At 51.1% G+C, this 21,020-nt stretch carries 11 protein-coding genes and 1 pseudogene; 6 read left to right on the forward strand and 6 right to left on the reverse strand.

What is annotated here, in order from left to right; genetic code table 11:
* Window positions 1-19: 19 nt before the first annotated feature.
* Both hrpA and M977_RS21365 read left to right on the forward strand, forming a co-directional pair.
* On the forward strand, window positions 20-3,919 hold the full coding sequence (gene hrpA, locus M977_RS21360; RefSeq protein WP_064518758.1) for an ATP-dependent RNA helicase HrpA: 3,900 nt from the start codon (window positions 20-22) through the stop codon (window positions 3,917-3,919).
* A gap of 63 nt (window positions 3,920-3,982) precedes the next feature.
* Window positions 3,983-4,747 (forward strand): SDR family oxidoreductase, encoded by a 765-nt coding sequence (locus M977_RS21365; RefSeq protein ID WP_064518759.1) that lies wholly within the window; start codon window positions 3,983-3,985, stop codon window positions 4,745-4,747.
* A 63-nt stretch (window positions 4,748-4,810) separates the two neighbouring features.
* Here the strand turns inward: M977_RS21365 and pepT are convergent, their stop codons facing one another.
* Window positions 4,811-6,040 carry a peptidase T gene (gene pepT, locus M977_RS21370; RefSeq protein WP_064518760.1) on the reverse strand — a complete coding sequence of 410 codons (1,230 nt, stop codon included), beginning with the start codon at window positions 6,038-6,040 and terminating at the stop codon, window positions 4,811-4,813.
* A 114-nt stretch (window positions 6,041-6,154) separates the two neighbouring features.
* Here pepT and M977_RS21375 point away from each other — a divergent pair, with 114 nt between their 5' ends.
* Window positions 6,155-7,759 carry an ABC transporter substrate-binding protein gene (locus M977_RS21375; RefSeq protein WP_157092105.1) on the forward strand — a complete coding sequence of 535 codons (1,605 nt, stop codon included), beginning with the start codon at window positions 6,155-6,157 and terminating at the stop codon, window positions 7,757-7,759.
* 38 nt (window positions 7,760-7,797) lie between these two features.
* Here the strand turns inward: M977_RS21375 and M977_RS21380 are convergent, their stop codons facing one another.
* A complete protein-coding gene (locus M977_RS21380) occupies window positions 7,798-10,188 on the reverse strand; it encodes a glucose/quinate/shikimate family membrane-bound PQQ-dependent dehydrogenase (RefSeq protein WP_064518761.1) in 2,391 nt (796 codons plus the stop codon).
* Between the two features lie 305 nt (window positions 10,189-10,493).
* Window positions 10,494-12,791 (reverse strand): FdhF/YdeP family oxidoreductase, encoded by a 2,298-nt coding sequence (locus M977_RS21385; RefSeq protein WP_064518762.1) that lies wholly within the window; start codon window positions 12,789-12,791, stop codon window positions 10,494-10,496.
* Window positions 12,792-13,038: 247 nt separating this feature from the next.
* Between M977_RS21385 and M977_RS21390 the strand changes: the two genes are divergently transcribed.
* Entirely contained in the window at window positions 13,039-14,730 is a 1,692-nt protein-coding gene (locus tag M977_RS21390) for a methyl-accepting chemotaxis protein (protein ID WP_064518763.1), read from the forward strand.
* Window positions 14,731-14,884: 154 nt separating this feature from the next.
* Here the strand turns inward: M977_RS21390 and M977_RS21395 are convergent, their stop codons facing one another.
* Complete coding sequence (locus M977_RS21395) at window positions 14,885-16,615, reverse strand: ABC-F family ATP-binding cassette domain-containing protein (RefSeq protein ID WP_064518764.1); 1,731 nt, start codon at window positions 16,613-16,615, stop codon at window positions 14,885-14,887.
* Window positions 16,616-17,010: 395 nt separating this feature from the next.
* Between M977_RS21395 and M977_RS21400 the strand changes: the two genes are divergently transcribed.
* The gene (locus M977_RS21400) at window positions 17,011-18,267 is read left to right on the forward strand and encodes a putative acyl-CoA thioester hydrolase (protein ID WP_064518765.1); all 1,257 of its coding nucleotides are present in this window, start codon (window positions 17,011-17,013) and stop codon (window positions 18,265-18,267) included.
* 32 nt (window positions 18,268-18,299) lie between these two features.
* A pseudogene (locus M977_RS24665) lies at window positions 18,300-18,452 on the forward strand (helix-turn-helix domain-containing protein); the annotation flags it as partial.
* Between the two features lie 28 nt (window positions 18,453-18,480).
* On the opposite strand, the gene M977_RS21405 reads toward M977_RS24665, so the two are convergent.
* Both M977_RS21405 and M977_RS21410 read right to left on the reverse strand, forming a co-directional pair.
* Window positions 18,481-19,947, reverse strand: coding sequence for an aldehyde dehydrogenase (locus tag M977_RS21405; protein ID WP_064518766.1), 1,467 nt, complete (start codon window positions 19,945-19,947; stop codon window positions 18,481-18,483).
* Window positions 19,948-20,030: 83 nt separating this feature from the next.
* Entirely contained in the window at window positions 20,031-20,933 is a 903-nt protein-coding gene (locus M977_RS21410) for a LysR family transcriptional regulator (RefSeq protein ID WP_064518767.1), read from the reverse strand.
* Window positions 20,934-21,020 lie beyond the last annotated feature (87 nt).

Below are 21,020 nucleotides of genomic sequence, written 5' to 3' on the forward strand. Positions count from 1 at the left end.
CTGCCGTGATGATTACGTAATGGAAAACATAAAACCCTCACTGTCCTCATTATTCTCTCGCCTCGATGGCTTAATGCTACGCGACAGACAACGCTTCTCGCGCCGTTTACATGGTGCGAAGAAGGTGAAAAATCCTGAATCGCAGCAAGCTGTGCTTGATTCACTGGCGCAAGAGATTGACTCCGCCGCCGGTAAGGTTCTGCTGCGTGAAGCTTCGCGCCCAAAAATCACCTACCCAGAAAACCTGCCTGTAAGCCAGAAAAAACAGGACATTTTCGACGCTATCCGTGACCACCAGGTTGTTATCGTGGCGGGTGAAACCGGTTCGGGTAAAACTACGCAGCTGCCAAAAATCTGCATGGAACTGGGGCGTGGCGTTAAAGGGCTGATCGGCCATACGCAGCCTCGCCGCCTTGCAGCGCGAACTGTTGCCAACCGTATTGCCGAAGAGTTGCAAACAGAGCCGGGCGGCTGTGTTGGTTATAAGGTGCGTTTTACTGACCACGTCAGTGAAAACACCATGGTCAAACTGATGACCGACGGCATTCTCCTGGCGGAAATTCAGCAAGATCGCCTGCTGATGCAGTACGACACCATCATCATCGATGAAGCGCACGAACGTAGTCTGAACATCGATTTCCTGCTGGGTTATTTGCGTGAGTTATTACCGCGTCGCCCGGATCTGAAAATCATCATCACTTCTGCGACCATCGACCCGCAGCGCTTCTCGCGCCATTTCAACAACGCGCCAATCATCGAAGTGTCTGGCCGTACTTATCCGGTGGAAGTGCGTTATCGCCCGATAGTTGAAGATGCTGACGATACCGATCGCGACCAGTTGCAGGCTATTTTCGACGCAGTTGATGAACTCGGCCACGAAAGTGCCGGAGATATTCTGATTTTCATGAGCGGCGAGCGCGAAATTCGTGACACCGCTGATGCATTAAACAAGCTGAATTTGCCGCACACCGAAGTGCTGCCGTTGTATGCACGTTTGTCGAACAGTGAGCAAAACCGCGTCTTCCAGTCGCACGTCGGGCGGCGTATTGTGCTGGCGACCAACGTCGCGGAAACCTCGCTGACGGTGCCTGGCATTAAATACGTTATCGACCCGGGTACCGCGCGTATCAGTCGTTACAGCTACCGTACCAAAGTGCAGCGCTTGCCAATTGAGCCGGTTTCGCAAGCTTCGGCCAACCAGCGTAAAGGCCGCTGTGGACGTGTTTCTGACGGGATCTGTATTCGTCTGTATTCAGAAGACGATTTCCTGTCACGCCCGGAATTCACCGACCCGGAAATTCTGCGTACTAACCTTGCGTCCGTTATCTTACAGATGACGTCGCTTGGCCTTGGCGATATTGCCGCGTTCCCGTTTGTGGAAGCGCCGGATAAACGCAATATTCAGGACGGTGTGCGCCTGCTTGAAGAACTTGGCGCGATTACCAGCGAAGCCGATCTCAGCGTCTACAAGTTGACGCCTTCTGGCCGTCAGCTTGCACAACTGCCCGTCGACCCGCGTCTTGCGCGTATGGTGCTGGAAGCGCAGAAATTTGGCTGTGTGCGTGAAGTGATGATCATCACCGCTGGCCTGTCGATTCAGGACCCGCGTGAACGCCCGATGGACAAACAGCAGGCGTCGGATGAAAAACACCGCCGCTTCCAGGACAAAGAGTCTGATTTCCTTAGCTTTGTGAACCTGTGGAATTATCTTGGCGAGCAGCAAAAAGAGCTGTCGTCGAACCAGTTCCGTCGCCAGTGCAAACTCGATTATCTGAACTACCTGCGTGTGCGTGAATGGCAGGATATTTACACCCAATTGCGCCAGGTGGTGAAAGAGCTGGGCTTGCCGATTAACAGCGAACCTGCGGATTTCCGTTCCGTTCACTGTGCCTTGCTGACCGGTTTGCTTTCCCATATCGGCCAGAAAGATGCCGATAAACAGGAATACACCGGGGCGCGTAACGCCCGTTTCTCTATCTTCCCTGGCTCCGGTTTATTCAAGAAACCGCCAAAATGGACAATGGTCGCCGAACTAGTAGAAACCAGCCGCCTATGGGGGCGCATCGCCGCCCGCATCGACCCGGAATGGGTAGAGCCGCTGGCGCAACATTTATTAAAACGTTCATACAGCGAACCGCACTGGGAGAAATCGCAGGGCGCGGTGATGGCAACCGAAAAAGTCACACTCTACGGTTTGCCAATTGTTGCGGCGCGCAGCGTCAATTACAGCCAGATTGACCCGGCACTGTGTCGCGAGCTGTTTATTCGCCATGCGCTGGTGGAAGGTGACTGGCAGACGCGCCACGCGTTCTTCCGCGACAATCTTAAGCTGCGCAATGAAATTGAAGAGCTTGAGCATAAATCCCGTCGCCGCGACATTCTGGTCGACGACGACACGATGTTTGAGTTTTACGATCAACGCATTTCGCATGACGTCATTTCTGCACGTCATTTCGATAACTGGTGGAAACAGGCCAGCAAAGAAACGCCGGATCTGCTCAATTTCGAAAAGAGCATGTTGATCAAAGAGGGTGCAGAGCAAGTCAGCAAGCTCGACTATCCGAACTTCTGGCATCAGGGCAATCTCAAGCTACGCCTGACATACCAGTTTGAACCAGGTGCTGACGCCGATGGTGTGACGGTGCATATCCCGCTGCCGTTGTTAAACCAGGTCGAAGAGGCCGGTTTTGAGTGGCAAATTCCAGGTGTGCGCCGTGAACTGGTGATTGCGCTGATTAAATCGCTGCCAAAACCGATACGCCGCAATTTTGTGCCGGCGCCGAACTACGCCGAAGCCTTTTTAGGCCGCGCCACACCGCTGGAATTGCCGCTGCTGGAAAGTTTAGAGCGTGAATTCCGCCGCATGTCGGGCATTACTATCGACCGCGAAGACTGGCATTGGGATCAGGTGCCCGATCACCTGAAAATGACGTTCCGCATCGTCGATGAGCACAATAAAAAGCTCAAAGAGGGTAAAGACCTCACCGAGTTAAAAGGCGGCCTGAAAGATAAAGTCCAGCAAACGCTCTCGGCGGTTGCCGATGACGGTATTGAACAAAGCGGCCTGCATATCTGGAGCTTTGGTAAGCTTCCGGAAAGCTACGAGCAGAAACGCGGCAATTACCGCATGAAGGCATTCCCGGCGCTGGTGGATGAAAAAGAGAGCGTAGCAATCAAGTTGTTTGATAACCCGCTCGAACAGCAGCAGGCGATGTGGCGTGGTTTGCGCCGTTTACTGCTGCTGAACATTCCATCGCCGATTAAATACCTGCATGAAAAACTGCCGAATAAAGCCAAACTCGGGCTGTACTTCAACCCGTACGGCAAAGTCATGGATTTGATCGATGACTGCATTTATTGCGGTGTGGACAAGCTGATTGCGAAAGCGGGCGGCCCGGTCTGGAGCGAAGAGGGCTTTGCGGCTTTGCATGAGCAAGTGCGTGCAGAACTCAACGAAACCGTGGTGGAAATTGCCAAACAGGTCGAGCAGATCCTGACGGCTGTTTTCAATATCAACAAGCGGCTGAAAGGGCGCGTGGATATGACCATGGCGCTGGGTCTGTCGGATGTGAAAGCGCAGATGAGCGGCCTGGTTTATCGCGGTTTTGTTACCGGAAACGGCTACAAACGCCTTGGTGATACGCTGCGTTATCTGAATGCTATTGAGAAGCGCCTCGAGAAAATGGCCGTCGATCCACACCGCGACCGTGTGCAAATGTTGAAAGTTGAGCATGTGCAGCAAACCTGGCAGCAGTGGCTGAATAAATTGCCGCCAGCGCGCCGGGTTGACGAAGACGTGCAGGAGATCCGCTGGATGATTGAGGAGTTGCGCGTCAGCTTCTTTGCTCAACAGCTGGGTACGCCTTATCCGATTTCTGATAAGCGAATTTTGCAGGCGATGGATCAGATTACGGCGTAAGCCCAACTCCGCTTCTATACTCCATGAGCGGTCAAATTCTGACCGCTCCACTGGGGTCCTCTCATGAAACGATTAGCCGATAAAGTTGCCATTGTTACCGGAGCCAGTTCTGGCATCGGATATGTCACCGCCAAACTGTTCGCCGCTGAAGGTGCAAAAGTGGTCGTCGGTGCCAGACGAGAAGCCGAACTGGCTCAGCTGGTTGATGAAATCAAGGCTGCCGGTGGTGACGCCGTTGCAGTTAGCGGTGATGTGCGCGAAGAAGCGTACGCCAAAGCATTGGTAGCGAAAGCGGTGGAAACGTGGGGGCGACTCGATATTGCCTTCAACAATGCGGGGACGTTAGGTGAAAATGGCCCGAGCACTGAAGTCTCAGCGGAAGGGTTTGCCAATGCGGTTGCCATCAACCTAACTGGATCTTTCCTCGGAGCTAAACACCAGATTGCCGAAATGCTCAAACACGGCGGTGGCTCAGTGATCTTTACGTCTACGTTCGTCGGCTATTCCTTCGCATTCCCACAAGTCGCCTCATATGCCGCCAGCAAAGCCGGGTTAATTGGGTTGACGCAGGCATTAGCTTCCGAATATGGCCCGCAAAATATTCGCGTTAATTCAGTTTTACCGGGCGCGGTGGATACCGATATGTATCGCGATATGAATGATACGGCGGAATCGCAGGCATTCATTACCGGGTTGCACGCGCTCAAACGGGTAGGGAAACCAGAAGAAATAGCGCGAGCGGTATTATGGCTCGCGTCTGATGAATCTTCCTTTGTGACGGGCACCGCGTCCTTAGTGGACGGAGGGGCATCGATTAACGGCGTATAGCCATTATTCTTTTCGTAAGGTGGATGAATGCGGATTCATCCACCGTGTTGCCAAAGATCAGACTTATTTAGCCGCTAACAAACACAACTTCAGCGCCACGTTATAAGAAGCTTCAAATGCGCGTAGTGATAAAAACTCGAATTTAGAATGGAAATTATGCGCGCCGGTAAAGAAGTTTGGCGTTAATAACCCTTTTGCAGAAAGGGCAGCGCCGTCGGTGCCTCCACGCATTGGAATGATCTTAGGTTCGATATTCAACTCTTTCATGGCGTCAAAAATTAAATCAATTGCCCGACGGTCGTCTTTGATGGCATTACTGATATTGCTGTAGGTATCGCTGATTGATACATCTACTTTTGCGGTTGGATGTTGCGCGGCAATTTTTTCGGCTACATCGCGTAATTGCTGTTTACGCGCTTCAAAATTCTGAGTATCAAAATCACGAATATTGGCTTTCAGTATGGCGTCATTTTGCGTGGTGTTCATGCCGTTAAACCAAATATATCCTTCGCGGCCTTCGGTATTTTCCGGCGTTTGTTGGCGGTCAAAATGGCTGATGAAATCATGCGCCATTAATAGCGGGTTCACCAGGACGCCTTTTGCAGACATCGGATGCGCGGTCACACCTGTAAAACGAATTTCAGCATGTGCGGCATTAAAGTTTTCATATACCACTTCACCTAATTCGCAACAGTCGATAGTCCAGGCAAAATCAACGTCAAAACGGGCCAAATCTAAGGCTTTTGCGCCACACAGACCAATTTCTTCATCAGGTACAAAGGCGACGACAATATCACCGTGCTTCATCTCAGGCGTCAGGTTTTCCAGTAGCGTCATCACCACGGTTACGGCAGATTTATTATCTGCGCCGAGCACACTGGTGCCATCGCTAAAAATGATCTCTTCGTTTGGATAGGCCAAAATTTCCGGGTGTTCAGCGGTGCGCAACCAGATATCTTGTTGTGGGTTAAGGCAAAGATCCTCGCCGTTAAAGCGCAGCACTTGCGGGTGAATATCCGGCGACAGCCCGACATCGACGGTGTCGATGTGTGTGATAAACCCAACGCGTGGCGCGCCGTCAATCGTGCCTTTTTTGACCGCAGTAACAGTGGCATGTTCGTCGATAACCACATCGTCAAGACCGAGTTCGCGGAGTTCACTTGCCAGCAATTGTGCCATTTCATGTTGACCTGGAGTGCTTGGTAGGGTGTTGGCACCAGCCTGGCTTTGGCTGGTGATCGCCAGATAACGGAAGAAACGTTGCGTTAATTGTTCTGAGAGTTGTGATGCCATGACTTCCTCTTTACTGGATATATTCATTTGTTTGAAATCGACTTTTAATGTTATTTATTAAGTCGCTTTGTACAAGCACTATCCTGGGTGAAAATTATAAATAATAGGGCAGGCATGAAAACTTCCATCACAACAACAACCACAAAACTTGCATTGATAATAGCCGCGCTGACAGTCAGTTCTACTGTTGCAGCTAAAACACTAGTTTATTGCTCCGAAGGCTCACCGGAAAACTTTAACCCGCAGTTATATACATCGGGAACCAGTGTTGATGCGAGCGCCGTACCGGTTTATAACCGCTTAGTGGATTTTAAAGTAGGCACTACCGAGTTACAGCCAAGCCTCGCAGAAAGCTGGGATGTTAGCGAAGATGGCAAAGTTTATACCTTCCATCTGCGCAAAGGGGTGAAATTCCAGAGCAATAAATACTTTAAACCAAGCCGTGATTTTAACGCTGACGATGTCATTTTTTCGTTTATGCGCCAGAAAGATCCAAAACATCCTTATCACAACGTTTCTAACGGAAACTATTCCAATTTTGAAAGTCTCGAGTTTGGCAAATTAATTACCTCGATTGATAAAGTTGACGATAATACCGTTCGCTTCACGCTGACTCACCCAGAAGCACCATTTATTGCTGACCTTGGCTGGTATTTCGCCTCGATACTTTCCGCCGAGTACGCTGATTCGATGCTAAAAGCAGGTACTCCAGAGCGTGTGGATATGGACCCTATCGGCACCGGGCCTTTCCGCCTGGCGCAGTACCAAAAAGACTCACGTATTCTGTTCACCGCATTCCCTGAATACTGGCAGGGAAAGGCAAAAATAGACAAGCTGGTATTTTCCATTACCCCGGACGCCTCAGTGCGTCTAGCAAAGCTTGAGAAAAATGAGTGCCAGGTGATGCCATTCCCAAATCCAGCCGATTTGCCGCGCATGAAGGAAAATGCTGACATCAACCTGATGCAAAAAGCGGGGTTGAATACTGGTTTCCTCGCATTCAATACCCAAAAAGCACCAACGGATAATGTGAAAGTGCGCCAGGCGCTGGCAATGGCTATTAACAAGCCGGCGATTATTGACGCGGTATTCCGTGGCACCGGAACGGCTGCAAAAAATCTGCTGCCACCAGGTGTGTGGAGTGCTGATGATTCGCTCAAAGATTACGAATACGACCCGGAAAAAGCCAAAGCGTTACTCACAGAGGCGGGCTTTGCTAATGGCCTGACCATCGATCTGTGGGCAATGCCGGTACAGCGCCCATATAACCCTAACGCTAAACGTATGGCGGAGATGATTCAGGCTGACTGGGCGAAAATTGGCGTCACGGCAAAAGTTGTCACCTTTGAGTGGGGCGAGTATTTAAAACGTGTGAAAAGTGGCGAGCACCAGGCGGCGCTGATGGGGTGGACCACGGCCACAGGGGATCCGGACAATTTCTTCGGCCCACTGTTTACTTGTCGTTCAGCGGATGGCGGTTCCAACTCGGCAAAATGGTGTTATAAGCCGTTTGATAAGTTGATTCTTGAAGCCCGTACTTCAAGCGATCACGAAAAACGCGTCGCACTTTATAAAGAAGCACAGCAGATGATGCATGATCAAATGCCTGCGGTGATGATTGCGCACTCGACGATTTTCGAACCGGTGCGCAAAGAAGTGACCGGCTATGAAGTCGACCCATTTGGTAAGCACATTTTCTATCAGGTGGATGTGAAGTAACTGAAAACGGGTGCGATAAGCACCCGTTTTTTTATGGTTTATTTCGCGTCTGGCAACGCGTAAGCAATGATGTAATCACCACGGTCAGGAGACTGACGTGCACCGCCTGCGTTAATCACAATATATTGTTTACCGGTTTTTGGTGACACATAGGTCATCGGCCCTGATTGGCTACCAACAGGCAGACGGGATTTCCAAATTTCCTTGCCGTTTGCAGTATCAAACGCACGCAGATAGAAATCCTGCGTACCTGCGAAGAACAACAGGCCCGACTGAGTCGACAGCGATGCACCCAGCGTCGGCATCCCGATTGGAATCGGTAAATGCATACGAATCCCGAGTGGCCCGGTGTCTTGTACCGTACCCACCGGAACCTGCCAGACGACTTTCCCGGATTTCAGATCAACTGCCGACATGGTGCCAAACGGTGGTTTCTGGCATGGAATACCCAGTGGAGAGAGGAAACGCTCACGCATTGCGCCGAACGGTGTGCCGTCCATTGGAACGATACCCATCTCGATACCGCTGGCGTTTTTCGCCACGTTGGCGCGTGGAACCATATAGTTCGCCAGCCCCAGACGCATATCGTTGACGAACATCAGGCTGTTATTTGGGTCAACAGAAACGCTGCCCCAGTTCATCCCACCCAGCGAACCTGGATATTGCAAGGAGCGGTCAAGGCCCGGTGGCGTGTAAACCCCTTCGTGGCGCATCCCTTTAAACTCGATACGACAAATCAGCAGATCGATTGGTGTCGCACCCCACATATCCGATTCTGTCAGGGTTTCGTTGCCAATCATTGGCATCCCGACTGAATACGGCTGGGTTTTTGAATAGCGTTCGCCTTTAATATTGCCCTGCGGAACCGGACGTTCTTCGACTTTCGCAACCGGTTCACCAGTCTCGCGGTTGAGCATGAAAATCATGCCCTGTTTAGAGGTCTGCACAATCACTGGCGTAGTGCTGCCTTCACCGTCTGGTAAATCATAAAGCAGTGGCTGTGAGGGTAAATCGAAGTCCCACAAATCGTGGTGGGTAGTCTGGAAATGCCAGCGCACTTTGCCCGTTGTTGCTTCAACTGCAACAATAGATGAGCTGTATTTATCGTCCTGTGCAGTACGCGTACCGCCAAAGAAGTCAGGCGTGGCGTTACCGGTTGGCAGATAAATCAGCCCCAGTTTTGCGTCATAAGACATGGCTGACCATACGTTTGGCGTGCCACGTGTGTAGGTCTGTCCTTCTGGCGGTAAACCGGTAATTGCCGGGTTACCCGGATCCCATGCCCACGCCAGTTTACCGGTGTGAACGTCATAAGCGCGTACCACACCCGGAGGCTCACCGGTGGAGAAGTTATCTGCCACACGGCCACCAACTACCACCACGTTACCTGCAACAAGAGGTGTAGAGGTTTGCTGGTAATAGCCCGGTTTAACTTCACCCATGCCAGCTTTCAGGTCGACCGTACCGTGGTCGCCAAAGTCTTCGCACAGCTTGCCGTTATCAGCGTTGATCGCAATTAAGCGCGCATCGGTAGTAGGCAGGAACAGGCGGCGAGGGCAAGCTGCGGGCTGCGCTGGTTCGGCAAGAGTAGCAGCAGCCTGTTGAGTCGTTTCTTCGAAATAGCCTAAACCACGGCAGCGCTGCCAGTTTGGTGCAGTGGCTTTGCTGTCATAGCGCCATTTTTCTTTACCTGAGTCGACATCCAGCGCCAGAACCTTGCTGTACGGTGTGCAGACAAAAAGTGTGTCGCCAACCTGTAACGGTGTGTTCTGGTCTTCAGCGCCTGAGCCGTTACTTTGGGGTATATCACCCGTGTGCGCAGTCCAGGCTACCTGCAACTCCGAGACATTACCCTTGTTGATTTGATCAAGAGCGGCAAAACGATCGCCATGGGTTGTGTTACCCCAATGCTTCCAGTCTTTTTGTACTTCATCAGGTGCGACGGGTTTTACCGGGACGTCTTCATTGGCGGCAACCTGCACCTGCGGCACAAACATCCAGCCTGCGCTTACCAACATACAAACCGCGAGCAAAGCGGCAATGCCATAGGCCGGCCCTTTTTTTACCGGAACCGTGCTTTTGGCTGTGCGTAAAATGGGCCACGCAATGGCAGCCAGGAAGGCGAGCACCGCAAAGGTAAACAGGCGCGAGAACAGCGGCCAGAAGTCCCAGCCGGCATCGCTAATCGCCCAAAATATTGAGCAGACGAATGCCAGGCTATAGAGCACCACCCCGGCGATTTTCTTCTTGATAATCAAAATGGCGGAAATGAGCATCACAATGCCCATCAGCAAGAAATACCAGCTGCCGCCAAGGGCAACTAAATAAGCCCCGCCAATACCGATCGCGAGGCCAATAAGTGCCATTAACCCGCCAAGAACCCACAGCAGCCCAAGAGCCAGGCCGCGCGGGGGATTAAGATTTGCCATAACATTCTCCTGTTGAAGCGTGTTCCTTCAGCTTCATATGCAACAACGTCTCCTTGTTGCAGGAGATCGTCTGATTTGTACCTTTTGGTATAAACAAAAACGCATATGGTGACTGTGCTTAGCGTTAACTCGAAAGCAATCTACGCATAATGAACCAAATGGTTAATGCTGGGGTATCATAATCTTCCGTTATGGTATTGCAAAGTTGTTAATGGAAAATCTCGCATTTATTGCGAGTTGGTAGCGTAATGGGTTGAGAGGTCGGGTGGCGTGGGCTACCCGACAAATGCACAGGAACTGGAGGTTTAAGCTATACGCAGGCTTTCAACAGGAGCAGTACGGCAAATTTTTACCGGTACTGATTTCGACGTTGGTGTCCCGGTGCCGTCGCCGACGCTGCTCAGAGGAACCAATGGGTTCGTTTCAGGGTAATAGGCTGCCAGATTGCCGCGTGGGATGTTGTAAGGCACGATTTTAAAACCGCTGACTTTGCGCGAGATGCCATCGTTCCATATCGTTTCGATATCTACCAGGTCACCCTCGTGCAACTCAAGTGCCGCAAGATCTTCCGGGTTAATAAACAGGACTTCACGCTGGCCGTAAACACCGCGATAACGGTCGTCCAACCCATAAATTGTGGTGTTATATTGATCGTGCGAGCGTAAAGTTTGCAGCGCAAACGGGGCTTTTAAATCACCAAATAATGATTCTGGAAGAGGGGCCGCGCTGAATTCTGCTCTCCCCGTTGGGGTATTAAAACGTAATTCCGCCGCTGCGTTACCAAGGTAGAAACCACCTGGTTTTTCACATTGTTGGTTAAAATCTTTAAAGCCTGGAAGGGTGGCCGCAATATGGTCGCGAATCAGATTGTAATCCGCTGATAATGCCAGCCAGTCGAGCTTTTCTTGCCCCAGAACCGTGTTAGCAATCCCGCAAACAATGGCGGTTTCTGAACGCTGTGTTGCAGCAATCGGTTTCCCGATACCTTCAGATGCGTGCACCATGCTGAATGAGTCTTCAACGGTGATGAACTGCCGCCCACTGGCCTGCATATCTTCTTCAGTACGCCCAAGCGTTGGCAAAATTAGTGACTCTTTGCCGGGTACGACATGGCTGCGGTTAAGTTTGGTGCTGATATGTACCGTCAGGCCGCAACGTTGCAGAGCTTCCTCGGTGCGAGGGCTATCTGGTGCGGCTGCTGCAAGATTGCCACCAAGTGTAATCAAGACTTTGACTTCATCACGTAGCATTGCCGCAATAGCTTCAACGGTGTTATGGCCTTGCGCGCGCGGAGGTTCAAAACCGAAATGTGCGGCAAGACTATCAAGTAATGCAGCCGATGGTTTTTCATCAATGCCCATCGTGCGGTTGCCCTGCACATTACTGTGACCGCGCACTGGGCACAGGCCCGCACCAGGTTTTCCGAGATGGCCACCCAGAAGTTGCAGATTAACGATTTCACGTACGGTGTTCAGGGAGTGTTTGTGCTGGGTAATGCCCATTGCCCAGGTGCAAATCACACGTTCGGCCTGCTGCCAGATAGTCGCGGCATCACGTAGTTGCTGTTCGCTCAATCCAGATTGATGGGTAATGTGCTCCCAGGATGTGTTGTCGATTTCAGCAAACCATGCGTCCACGCCATGAGTGTGTTCAGCAATAAAGGTTTCATCGAAAATACCCGTGCCACCGTTCTCAAATTTCTGACGATGGGTTTCCAGCAGCGCTTTTGCCATACCGCGAATCGCTGCCATATCACCGCCCAGATTCGGCTGGTAATAGTAGCTACTGATTTTACCGGCCAGTGGTGTCACCACTTCTAATGGCTTTTGCGGATCGGCAAAACGTTCAAGACCGCGTTCACGCAGGGTATTGAAGGTCACAATTTGTGCGCCATTTTCAGCAGCGTGACGCAAGCTATGCAACATACGTGGGTGGTTAGTACCGGGGTTTTGGCCAAACACAAAAATGGCGTTGGCCTTATCAAAATCATCTAAATGAATGGTGCCTTTGCCGACGCCAATGCTGCGTTTAAGCCCGCTGCCGCTGGCTTCATGGCACATATTCGAGCAGTCTGGGAAATTATTGGTTCCCATCATGCGACCGAATAGCTGGTACAGATAAGACGCTTCGTTACTGGCGCGTCCTGAGGTGTACAGTTCCATCTGGTCGGGATTATCCAGTGCTTTAATATGCCGACCGATAAGCGCCAGTGCGTCATCCCAGCTAATTGCTTCGTAATGGTCAGTCTGCGGGTTGTAACGCAACGGCTCAGTCAATCGTCCTTGATACTCAAGGAAATAATCGCTCTGCTGATACAGATTGCTGACACTGTGTTTAGCAAAAAACTCGTTATCGATAAAACGGCGAGTTGCTTCCCATGTCACTGCTTTCGCACCATTTTCGCAGAAGCTAAAAGTACTTTTATTGTCATCGCCCCATGCACAGCCTGGGCAGTCAAACCCTTTGGCTTTGTTCATGCGCATCAGGTTGCGCAGGTTTTTTATGGCATGTTTGCTGTCGATAACAAAGCGGGTAGTTGCTTCAAGAGAGCCCCAGCCACCGGCTGCAGCGCGATAGGGTTTGATTGCAGATTTAAATTTCATAACGCTTAATTGTTGTCCTTTGAGCGACCGCACGCGGTTACGCCATTTACTGTTACAGTCAGTTTACTCCGGTTTAACCTGAATGTAAGCCTTACTAATTTCAGGGCTAAACTGTGATCTGTATAACTATTCATCGATGATTTGTTAACCCCTCCACAAAACGACAACTTTTTGTTCAATCTTTTGTATTTCATGGCCGATGACTCTTTTACAGAAACACCTTTTTACAAAAAGAGAAACCAAGGACATGGCAACTACAAAAATCTCCCCACAAGGGGCTGTTCGTTTCTGGCACAACATCCGATTAGTGCCGCTGTTTACCTCTATTCTGGTTGGAATTTTAGTGCTGTTCGCTTTATGTGTAGGGCTTGCGAGCTATTTTTTGATCCAGAGCGACAAAGCGCTACAGGACGTGACCAACGAAATCCAGGTGCGGATTGGGCTTTCGGAAAGCTCTACCAATTTGCGTAGCGCGCGACTGAATATCATTCATGCAGGGGCCGCTGGGCGTGTGGCCGACATGGATGATATGAAATTTAATATCGCTGAGGCAGAAAAGCTGATTAAACAAGCACAGGCCAGTTTCGATATTTATATGGATCGTGCCGACAAAGTGGAGGCGGGTGAAGCACTGGATAGTCAGTTGCGCGCACGCTTTGATGACTACCTGAATAAAGGTATGGCGCCGATGATGAAATATGCCAAAAACGGCATGTTTGAGGCCATCATCAATCATGAAAATGAAGAAGCCCGCAAGCTGGATGCCGACTACAACAAGGTGTTAGAGCAAGCGGCGAAGATTCGTACCGAGCGTGCAGTTGCACTTCATGAGCAAGCCCTGGCCCGCTCACATTTAAGTGTGATGGTTATGGCATGCGCATTTGCAATCGCGCTGCTTCTGACGATATTTACCTTTGTCGTGTTACGCCGCGTGGTTATTCAACCTCTGCAACAGGCAGCAACGCGCATCGAACATATCTCCAAAGGTGATTTAACCCAGCCATTGCAATCTTTCGGCAAGAGTGAAATCGGCAAACTGAATCAGAACTTGCAGGATATGCAGGTTTCATTGGTGAATACGGTTGGCGAAGTGCGTATGGGGGCCGAGGCGATTTATCAGGGCACCAGCGAAATCTCTGCCGGTAATACCGATTTGTCGGCGCGTACTGAACAACAAGTAGCGGCACTTGAAGAAACGGCGGCCAGCATGGAGCAGTTAACGGCCACGGTGAAACAGAATGCAGATAACGCCCATCACGCGACCAGGCTTGCCGAAGAAGCCTCCCACAAAGCCGGTGACGGTGGGCGCATTGTCTCAAGTGTTGTGAAAACCATGACCAATATCTCTACCAGTTCGAAGAAAATTTCCGAGATAACTGCGGTCATCAACAGCATTGCTTTCCAGACCAATATCCTGGCGCTCAATGCAGCGGTTGAAGCGGCGCGGGCTGGCGAGCAGGGGCGCGGATTTGCGGTAGTCGCAACCGAAGTACGCACCCTGGCACAGCGCAGTGCACAAGCTGCCAAAGAAATTGAGGGGCTTATTAGCGAATCGGTATCGCTCATTGATAGTGGCTCAAGCCAGGTCGCTCATGCAGGCGAAACTATGACGGATATTGTCGGCGCGGTGCGACGTGTCACCAATATCATGCAAGAAATTGCGGCGGCATCGGATGAGCAAAGCCGTGGTATTGAGCAGGTCGGAATCGCGATAAACGAGATGGATAATGTGACGCAGCAAAATGCTGCACTGGTTGAAGAAGCAACCGCTGCGGCGAATTCCCTCGAGGAGCAGGCGGCACGCCTGACTACCGCTGTAGGAACATTTCGTTTAAGCCGTCAGCCCAACGTTGTAAAAACTCAGCCTGAAAAGCCAAAATCTACCGCTAAGGCGGCTAAAACGGTTATAGACGAAGACGATAACTGGGCAACATTTTAGATGATGTGAATCGGTGGATGTCGCTTGCGCTAATCCACCCTACAAACCCTCAAAAAAGGCCGTTCGTAGGTCGAATTAGCGCAGCGACATCCGACACAACGATTGCACAGACCTCAATAGGCCGGATTAGCCCAACGCTGTCCGGCCCCAACCCTTACTCCATTTCCAGCCGCAGATTAAGCGCGGCAATCTCCATCCGCCATTGCTGCTGAAGCGCTGGTTTCTGATGACTTTGCTTGCGCGCTAAATCCTGCGCAAGCTTCTCCTCCAGCTCAACCAAGCGTTCCAACCAGCTTTCAGTTTCCGAATGAACCTGAACCGCCGTTGATGACTCGTCATTCTGTGACGTTGTCACAATGTCGGCATTGTCATTCTTCAGCTGCGCATACAGCCCCTCAAGTGAGTGCCACTCGCTGAGTTCGCCATTATCAATCAACCAGAAGCGGTTACAGCTTTTAGCGATTAATGTCCGGTCGTGTGTAACCAGCAACACGCCACCCTCGAAACTTTGCAGTGTTTCCGCCAGCGCCTCTTTGCCTTCCATATCCAGGTGGTTGGTTGGCTCATCAAGCAGTAGCAGCGAATAACGCGCAAGAGTCAGCCCAACAAACAGCAATCGTGATCGTTCGCCTCCGCTCAAAGTGCTCACCGTTTGCCCATGGCGTAACCAGGCAAATCCGGCGCTGATTAACGCCATTTTGCGATCGCGCTCAGATAACGGCGCAAAAGGTTCGAGTGCTTCGATCAAGGTGTCACCGTCACGTAACTGATGAAGTGTCTGGTCGTAATAACCCATCTCTACGCGTGGATGCAGGCGGATTGTGGAGTCATCTTGCGACTGCTGATAATGTTGCCACAGCAGGCGTAATAAAGATGATTTTCCGCAGCCGTTCTTGCCGATTATTGCCACCCGATCACCACTTTTCATGCGCTGCATAGCCAGGTTAAACAGTGGAGGACAATCTGGTGCCGGACTCACCGACAGGTTTTCCATTTCCAGCAGGCGATTAGCGGGTAATGCCTCGCCTTTGAGTATCAGTTGCCATAGGTTCGCAGCACTTAACTCAGTTTGGCTGTCCTTAAGTTTGTCGACGCGTTTTTCCATTTGCTTAGCTTTACGGGCAAGGTCTTCGTTGTCGTAGACTTTGCCCCAAATTGCCAGACGTTTCGCACTGGCCGCTATGCGGTCAATTTCCTTTTGCTCGGACTGATGGCGGTGTGCATCGGTACGGTCACGCTCTTCAAGCGCTGCGCGGGCCGCAGAGCAGGGTAGCTGGAAGAAACTGAGTCCGTGGTCACGCAGGATCCATGTTCCGTTGGTGACGTTATCCAACAGATGTTGATCGTGAGAAACCAGCACAAAGCTGCCGTTCCAGTTACGTAAGAACTGCTCCAGCCACAGTAGCGTGGGTAAATCGAGGTGGTTGCTTGGTTCATCAAGCAACAAGAGGTCCGGCTCGGTGATCAACGCGCGCGCCAATAATAAACGTGTGTGTTGCCCGCCGCTTAACGTTCCGGCGGTGAGTTGCCATGCACTTTCATCAAAACCCATGCTGGCTAAGAGCGCCTGTGCTCGCCAGCCATCGGTATGTTGTTGTGCTTCACTCAGTCTCGCTATCACGGCTTCAAGTAAGGTGAGTGAATGTAAATCTTCAGGTAAATGCTGTTCGACACGCGCCAATAAGCAGTGATGCGCGCGCGTCACGCTGCCACTATTGGGTTCGATTGTGCCATCAAGCAATTTAAGAAGGGTGCTTTTACCACAGCCGTTGTGGCCGATTAAGCCCAGGCGATCGCCTTTTTTAAGCGTAAAAGTGATGTCAGCCAGCAGAGGGCCGAAAGCAGTATCAAGACTAAGGGATTGTGCGGTTAATAATGTGCTCATTGTTGCTTACTCAAGAGTTACAGGCGCGAAAACGCCTCGTCAAATATGGCTGACGATAACCCGGTAAGCCCGAGGGAAGGGATTGCAGTTGGTTGCTTCGCTCAAGCCGGATTATCGCAGTGCGATATCGATAACGCTTGAGCTATGACGATCACCAAAGGTATGTGAAATAAACAAAATTTCACGAAACAGCAGCATGGGTTCCTCCTTATATATTCAGTTGGTTGATGAATAAACAAATCCTGGCAGAAAACAGAAATAAATACCAGCTACCGATATTTCCCAGGGAGCAATTGCGAAAATGCCGCGCTCCTCATGTTTTTAAAATGATGTTTTATTTAAATTGGCCTTTGGTTTTTCAAATAAAACATTAATAAAAGACAGGGGCTTAACGTATGTCATTACCTCGCTACTCTGCTCTAGCTGTGCTTTGTATCCCTCTGGTACTGCAAGGATGCAGTTCACCAAATCTCACCTCTCACAAGGCACCAGGGAGCAGCACTCGCCCGGTTCTTAGCCAGAGCGAGGCGGATCATTTTACGGAACAAAACGTCTTCGCCCGTGGCGGAATAATTGCGATGGCGAAAAATGAGCCGTGGCAACCGGAGGCGTTGAATTTAAAAGATATTGATACGCCATGGGTTGTCGGCAAAGATGCGCCGTACCACACAGTGCAGCAGGCGGTGAATGCCGCATTAAAGGCTACGAAATCGAACCAGCGCGTTGTGATAAAAATCCTGCCAGGCGTCTATGAAGGCACGGTTTACATTCCGATGAATGCACCGCCAGTCACGCTGTTTGGCGCAGGTGAAAACCCGCAGCATGTAACGATTCAACTGGCGCTCGACTCAATGATTTCACCGGAAGTCTGGCGCAAAACCGTCAACCCGAGCGGGCAATATCAACCGGGTGATCCGGCCTGGGAGATGTACCAATCCTGTGCTAACAAAACCACGCCGGTGGTCGCCACCACGTGCGCAGCCGTTCTCTGGTCGCAAAGTCATGGTTTCCAGCTTGCCAATCTGACGGTGGTTAATTCCTTACTCGACACCGTGGATGGTAACGCGCACCAGGGCGTGGCCCTGCGAACCGATGGCGACAAAGTGCAGATTGAAAATGTACGTTTGATTGGCCGCCAGGATACTTTTTTTGTTAATACCAGCGATGAGAAAAACCGCTACGTAACAGACAGAGTCAGCCGCGTATTCATCAAAGACAGCTACATTGAAGGCGATGTGGATTACGTGTTTGGTCGTGCGAATGCAGTGTTTGATAACGTGCATTTCCATACTGTCTCATCGCGACAGTCGCAGGAAGCCTTTGTGTTGGCACCTAACACGTTGCCGGATAACCCTTACGGGTTCCTGGTGAAAAACAGCCGCTTTACCAGCGATGGCGGTTTCAAAAACGGCTACTTCGCAAAACTTGGACGGGCCTGGGATCAAGGGGCCAAAACGACCGGATATTTGCCGGGTAAAACCTCGAACAGTCAGGTGGTGGTGATGAACTCAACGATTGATAGCGGTTATGATTCTCTGTCGCCGTGGGGAAGTGCTGCCACGACCGCACGGCCATTTAACGGTAATAATGCCGCCGACAGAAATTTGAATGATGTAAATTTCAACCGCTTGTGGGAATTTAATAATCACTGAGCGTTTGGCACAAAATGAAATCATAATGGCACAAAGAGGTGCGCATGTCGTATGCGCTGTCTCAGTTGCAAACCACCGCGCTGCCGATTGGCGAAATTGCCTAACGCAGCGGGTATCTTTCAAGTTCACGATTTACAGCCCGATCTCAGCAGCATTACGGCTGTTTGCCGAAAAACGTACGCTAGAATAGGTTAACGTACGTTTCTTACCGCATCAGAATGGTAACGGTCGTGGCTGGGTTTGCATGGTGATCCAGCGCAGTTCGGTAAACTCTCGTACCCCTGCCTGCCCACCAAAACGTCCGTAACCTGAGTCTTTAACCCCGCCGAATGGCATCTGCGCTTCGTCGTGCACCGTTGGGCTATTGATGTGGCAGATTCCGCTTTGAATGCGGCTGGCAATATTCCATGCGCGAGCGGTATCGCGACTGAATACCGCAGCAGACAAGCCAAGATCGTTGTCATTGGCGATAGCCAGCGCTTCTTCATCACCTTTTGCACGAATAATCCCTTTTACCGGCCCGAAGGATTCTTCGTGGTAAATGCGCATTTCATTAGTGACAAAATCCAGCACTGTAGCGGGCATGAGGGTGGAATCCGCTTTGCCACCGGCAACCAGTTTTGCACCTTTTGCCAATGCGTCATCAATCAAATCATTGCAGCGCGAAACCGTCTGTACATCGACAACTGAACCCAACACGGTAGGGCCAAGGCGTGGGTCGCTGCATGGCAAACTCGTCGCTTTAGCTGCAAATTTTGCTACAAATTCATCGGCTATCCGTTCGTCAACGATAATGCGCTCGGTTGACATGCAGATTTGCCCAGAATTGGCGAAGGCTCCGAACGCCGCACAGTTCACCGCCAAATCAATGTCAGCATCATGCAGAACCAGCAAAGGTGCTTTGCCGCCCAGCTCTAAAACCACAGGTTTGAGATAACGAGCACAAGTTTGCGCGATAATTCTTCCGACGTGCGTTGAACCGGTGAAGTTCACTCGGCGCACTGCGGGATGAGCAATCATCGTCTCCACTACGGTTCCCGCATCTTGTGGCGCATTGGTGACAAAATTGACTACACCCGCCGGGAATCCGGCTTCATTGAGTGCATCAATAATCAAACCATGTGTTGCGGGGGCGATTTCGGAACCCTTCAGTACTACGCAGTTACCGCAGGCCAGAGGTGTGGCAATAGCCCGCACGCCAAGGATCACGGGCGCATTCCACGGTGCCATTCCCAGCACGACACCCGCAGGCTGGCGTATTGCCATTGCCAGGTTTCCTGGCACATCTGATGGGATAACTTCACCATTAATTTGCGTGGTGAGAGCTGCGGCTTCACGCAGAATCCCGGCGCCTAAATGCACATTAAATTCAGCCCACTGAGCGGTAGCACCTGTCTCGGCCGCCATCGCGGCGACAAATGCAGCTTGTTTGGCTTCCAGCGCATCAGCGGCTTTGAAAAGCAAAGCCCGGCGCTGGTTTGGCGGAGTTTGTGACCAGGCGACAAATGCCAGGCTTGCGGCTTCGACTGCTGCGCGAGCGTCATTGACGGTGGCAGCAGGCGCGATAGTCGCGACGTGTTCATCTAGCGGATTGCGGCGTTCAAAAGTTGCCTGGTTTTGTGCATCAACGGACAGTCCATTGATCAGCATCGAAATAGAGACAGGGGATGTTCGTGGCATATGACACCTCTTTTGTTATTTAAATGTTAAGGTGTCATCGAGTGTAGTGAGGATTAAATGCATTTCCCAGCAATTTAACGTGGTTACGTGGGCGATATGATCTGTGCAATCAACTCTCTAACCCAGCGATGACCAGCGTGCCCGTGATTGCGTTCGTGCCAGACCAGACTCACGTCAAACTGCTCTGCAAGCCATGGTAATTCAGTGACCCTCAATTCTTGCGGCTGCGTTAGTAATAAGCGGCGCGGAACCAAAGCCACCAAGTCACTCACCGAGACGATTTGCGGTACGAACATAAAGGTTGCCGCCGACATAACCACATTTCTTTTGTGCCCGAAGGTTGCTAGCGCGTCATCAACAGGAGTCGTAAAACTGCCTCCGGTGGGTGACACAACCACATGTTCCAGCTCGACAAACTCCTCGATGGTGAGGTTTTCTTTCAGTGCCGGATGGTCGCGCCGCCCAATCAACACGTAAATTTCATCAAACAAATGGTACGAACGCAGGTGCGGTTTCGAATCATCCTGTGACGCAATGGCGATATCAACTTCACCGCTCGCCAACTGTTGTTCAAATTGCGCAGGATTATAGGCACGCACGGCAATACGCACACCTGGAGCCTGTTGCCGCAGAGCCAGTACCAGCGGCATCACAATTGCGGCCTGGGTGTAATCGGTGCAGCTAATCGTGACGGTCAGGTTCGCGCGTTCAGGGTGAAAATCTTTGTGCGATTGCAGCGTGTGCCGCAATTGTTCGAGGGACTCGCGCACAGGGATAATCAACTCAAGCGCCTTGGCCGTCGGTGTCATTCCTCGCCTGGCAGGAATCAGCAGCGGGTCATCAAACAGATCGCGCAGGCGGTTAAGTTGCGCGCTAACCGCAGGCTGGCTGAGATGCAGTCGTACAGCCGCTTTGGTCACATTCTGTTCGGCAAGTAGCGCTTCAAGTGTGAGCAGTAAGTTCAAATCTATGCGTGTGGTATCCATCGGGTGGATTCCTTAATATAAATCATTCGATTTCTCTTATCCCTCAGATGTCCTGATAATTCAAGCCAGACACGTAAGAATGATCAG

It is taken from the genome of Buttiauxella gaviniae ATCC 51604, from assembly GCF_001654835.1.
Taxonomy (GTDB): domain Bacteria; phylum Pseudomonadota; class Gammaproteobacteria; order Enterobacterales; family Enterobacteriaceae; genus Buttiauxella; species Buttiauxella gaviniae.

Excerpts from the sequence above, each read along its gene's own strand:
- M977_RS21385 (WP_064518762.1), bottom strand. The coding sequence starts at position 12,791 with ATGAAATTTAAATCTGCAATCAAACCCTATCGCGCTGCAGCCGGTGGC.
- M977_RS21395 (WP_064518764.1), bottom strand. The coding sequence starts at position 16,615 with ATGAGCACATTATTAACCGCACAATCCCTTAGTCTTGATACTGCTTTC.
- pepT (WP_064518760.1), bottom strand. The coding sequence starts at position 6,040 with ATGGCATCACAACTCTCAGAACAATTAACGCAACGTTTCTTCCGTTAT.
- M977_RS21365 (WP_064518759.1), top strand. The coding sequence starts at position 3,983 with ATGAAACGATTAGCCGATAAAGTTGCCATTGTTACCGGAGCCAGTTCT.
- M977_RS21405 (WP_064518766.1), bottom strand. The coding sequence starts at position 19,947 with ATGCCACGAACATCCCCTGTCTCTATTTCGATGCTGATCAATGGACTG.
- hrpA (WP_064518758.1), top strand. The coding sequence starts at position 20 with ATGGAAAACATAAAACCCTCACTGTCCTCATTATTCTCTCGCCTCGAT.
- M977_RS21375 (WP_157092105.1), top strand. The coding sequence starts at position 6,155 with ATGAAAACTTCCATCACAACAACAACCACAAAACTTGCATTGATAATA.
- M977_RS21390 (WP_064518763.1), top strand. The coding sequence starts at position 13,039 with ATGGCAACTACAAAAATCTCCCCACAAGGGGCTGTTCGTTTCTGGCAC.
- M977_RS21410 (WP_064518767.1), bottom strand. The coding sequence starts at position 20,933 with ATGGATACCACACGCATAGATTTGAACTTACTGCTCACACTTGAAGCG.
- M977_RS21400 (WP_064518765.1), top strand. The coding sequence starts at position 17,011 with ATGTCATTACCTCGCTACTCTGCTCTAGCTGTGCTTTGTATCCCTCTG.
- M977_RS21380 (WP_064518761.1), bottom strand. The coding sequence starts at position 10,188 with ATGGCAAATCTTAATCCCCCGCGCGGCCTGGCTCTTGGGCTGCTGTGG.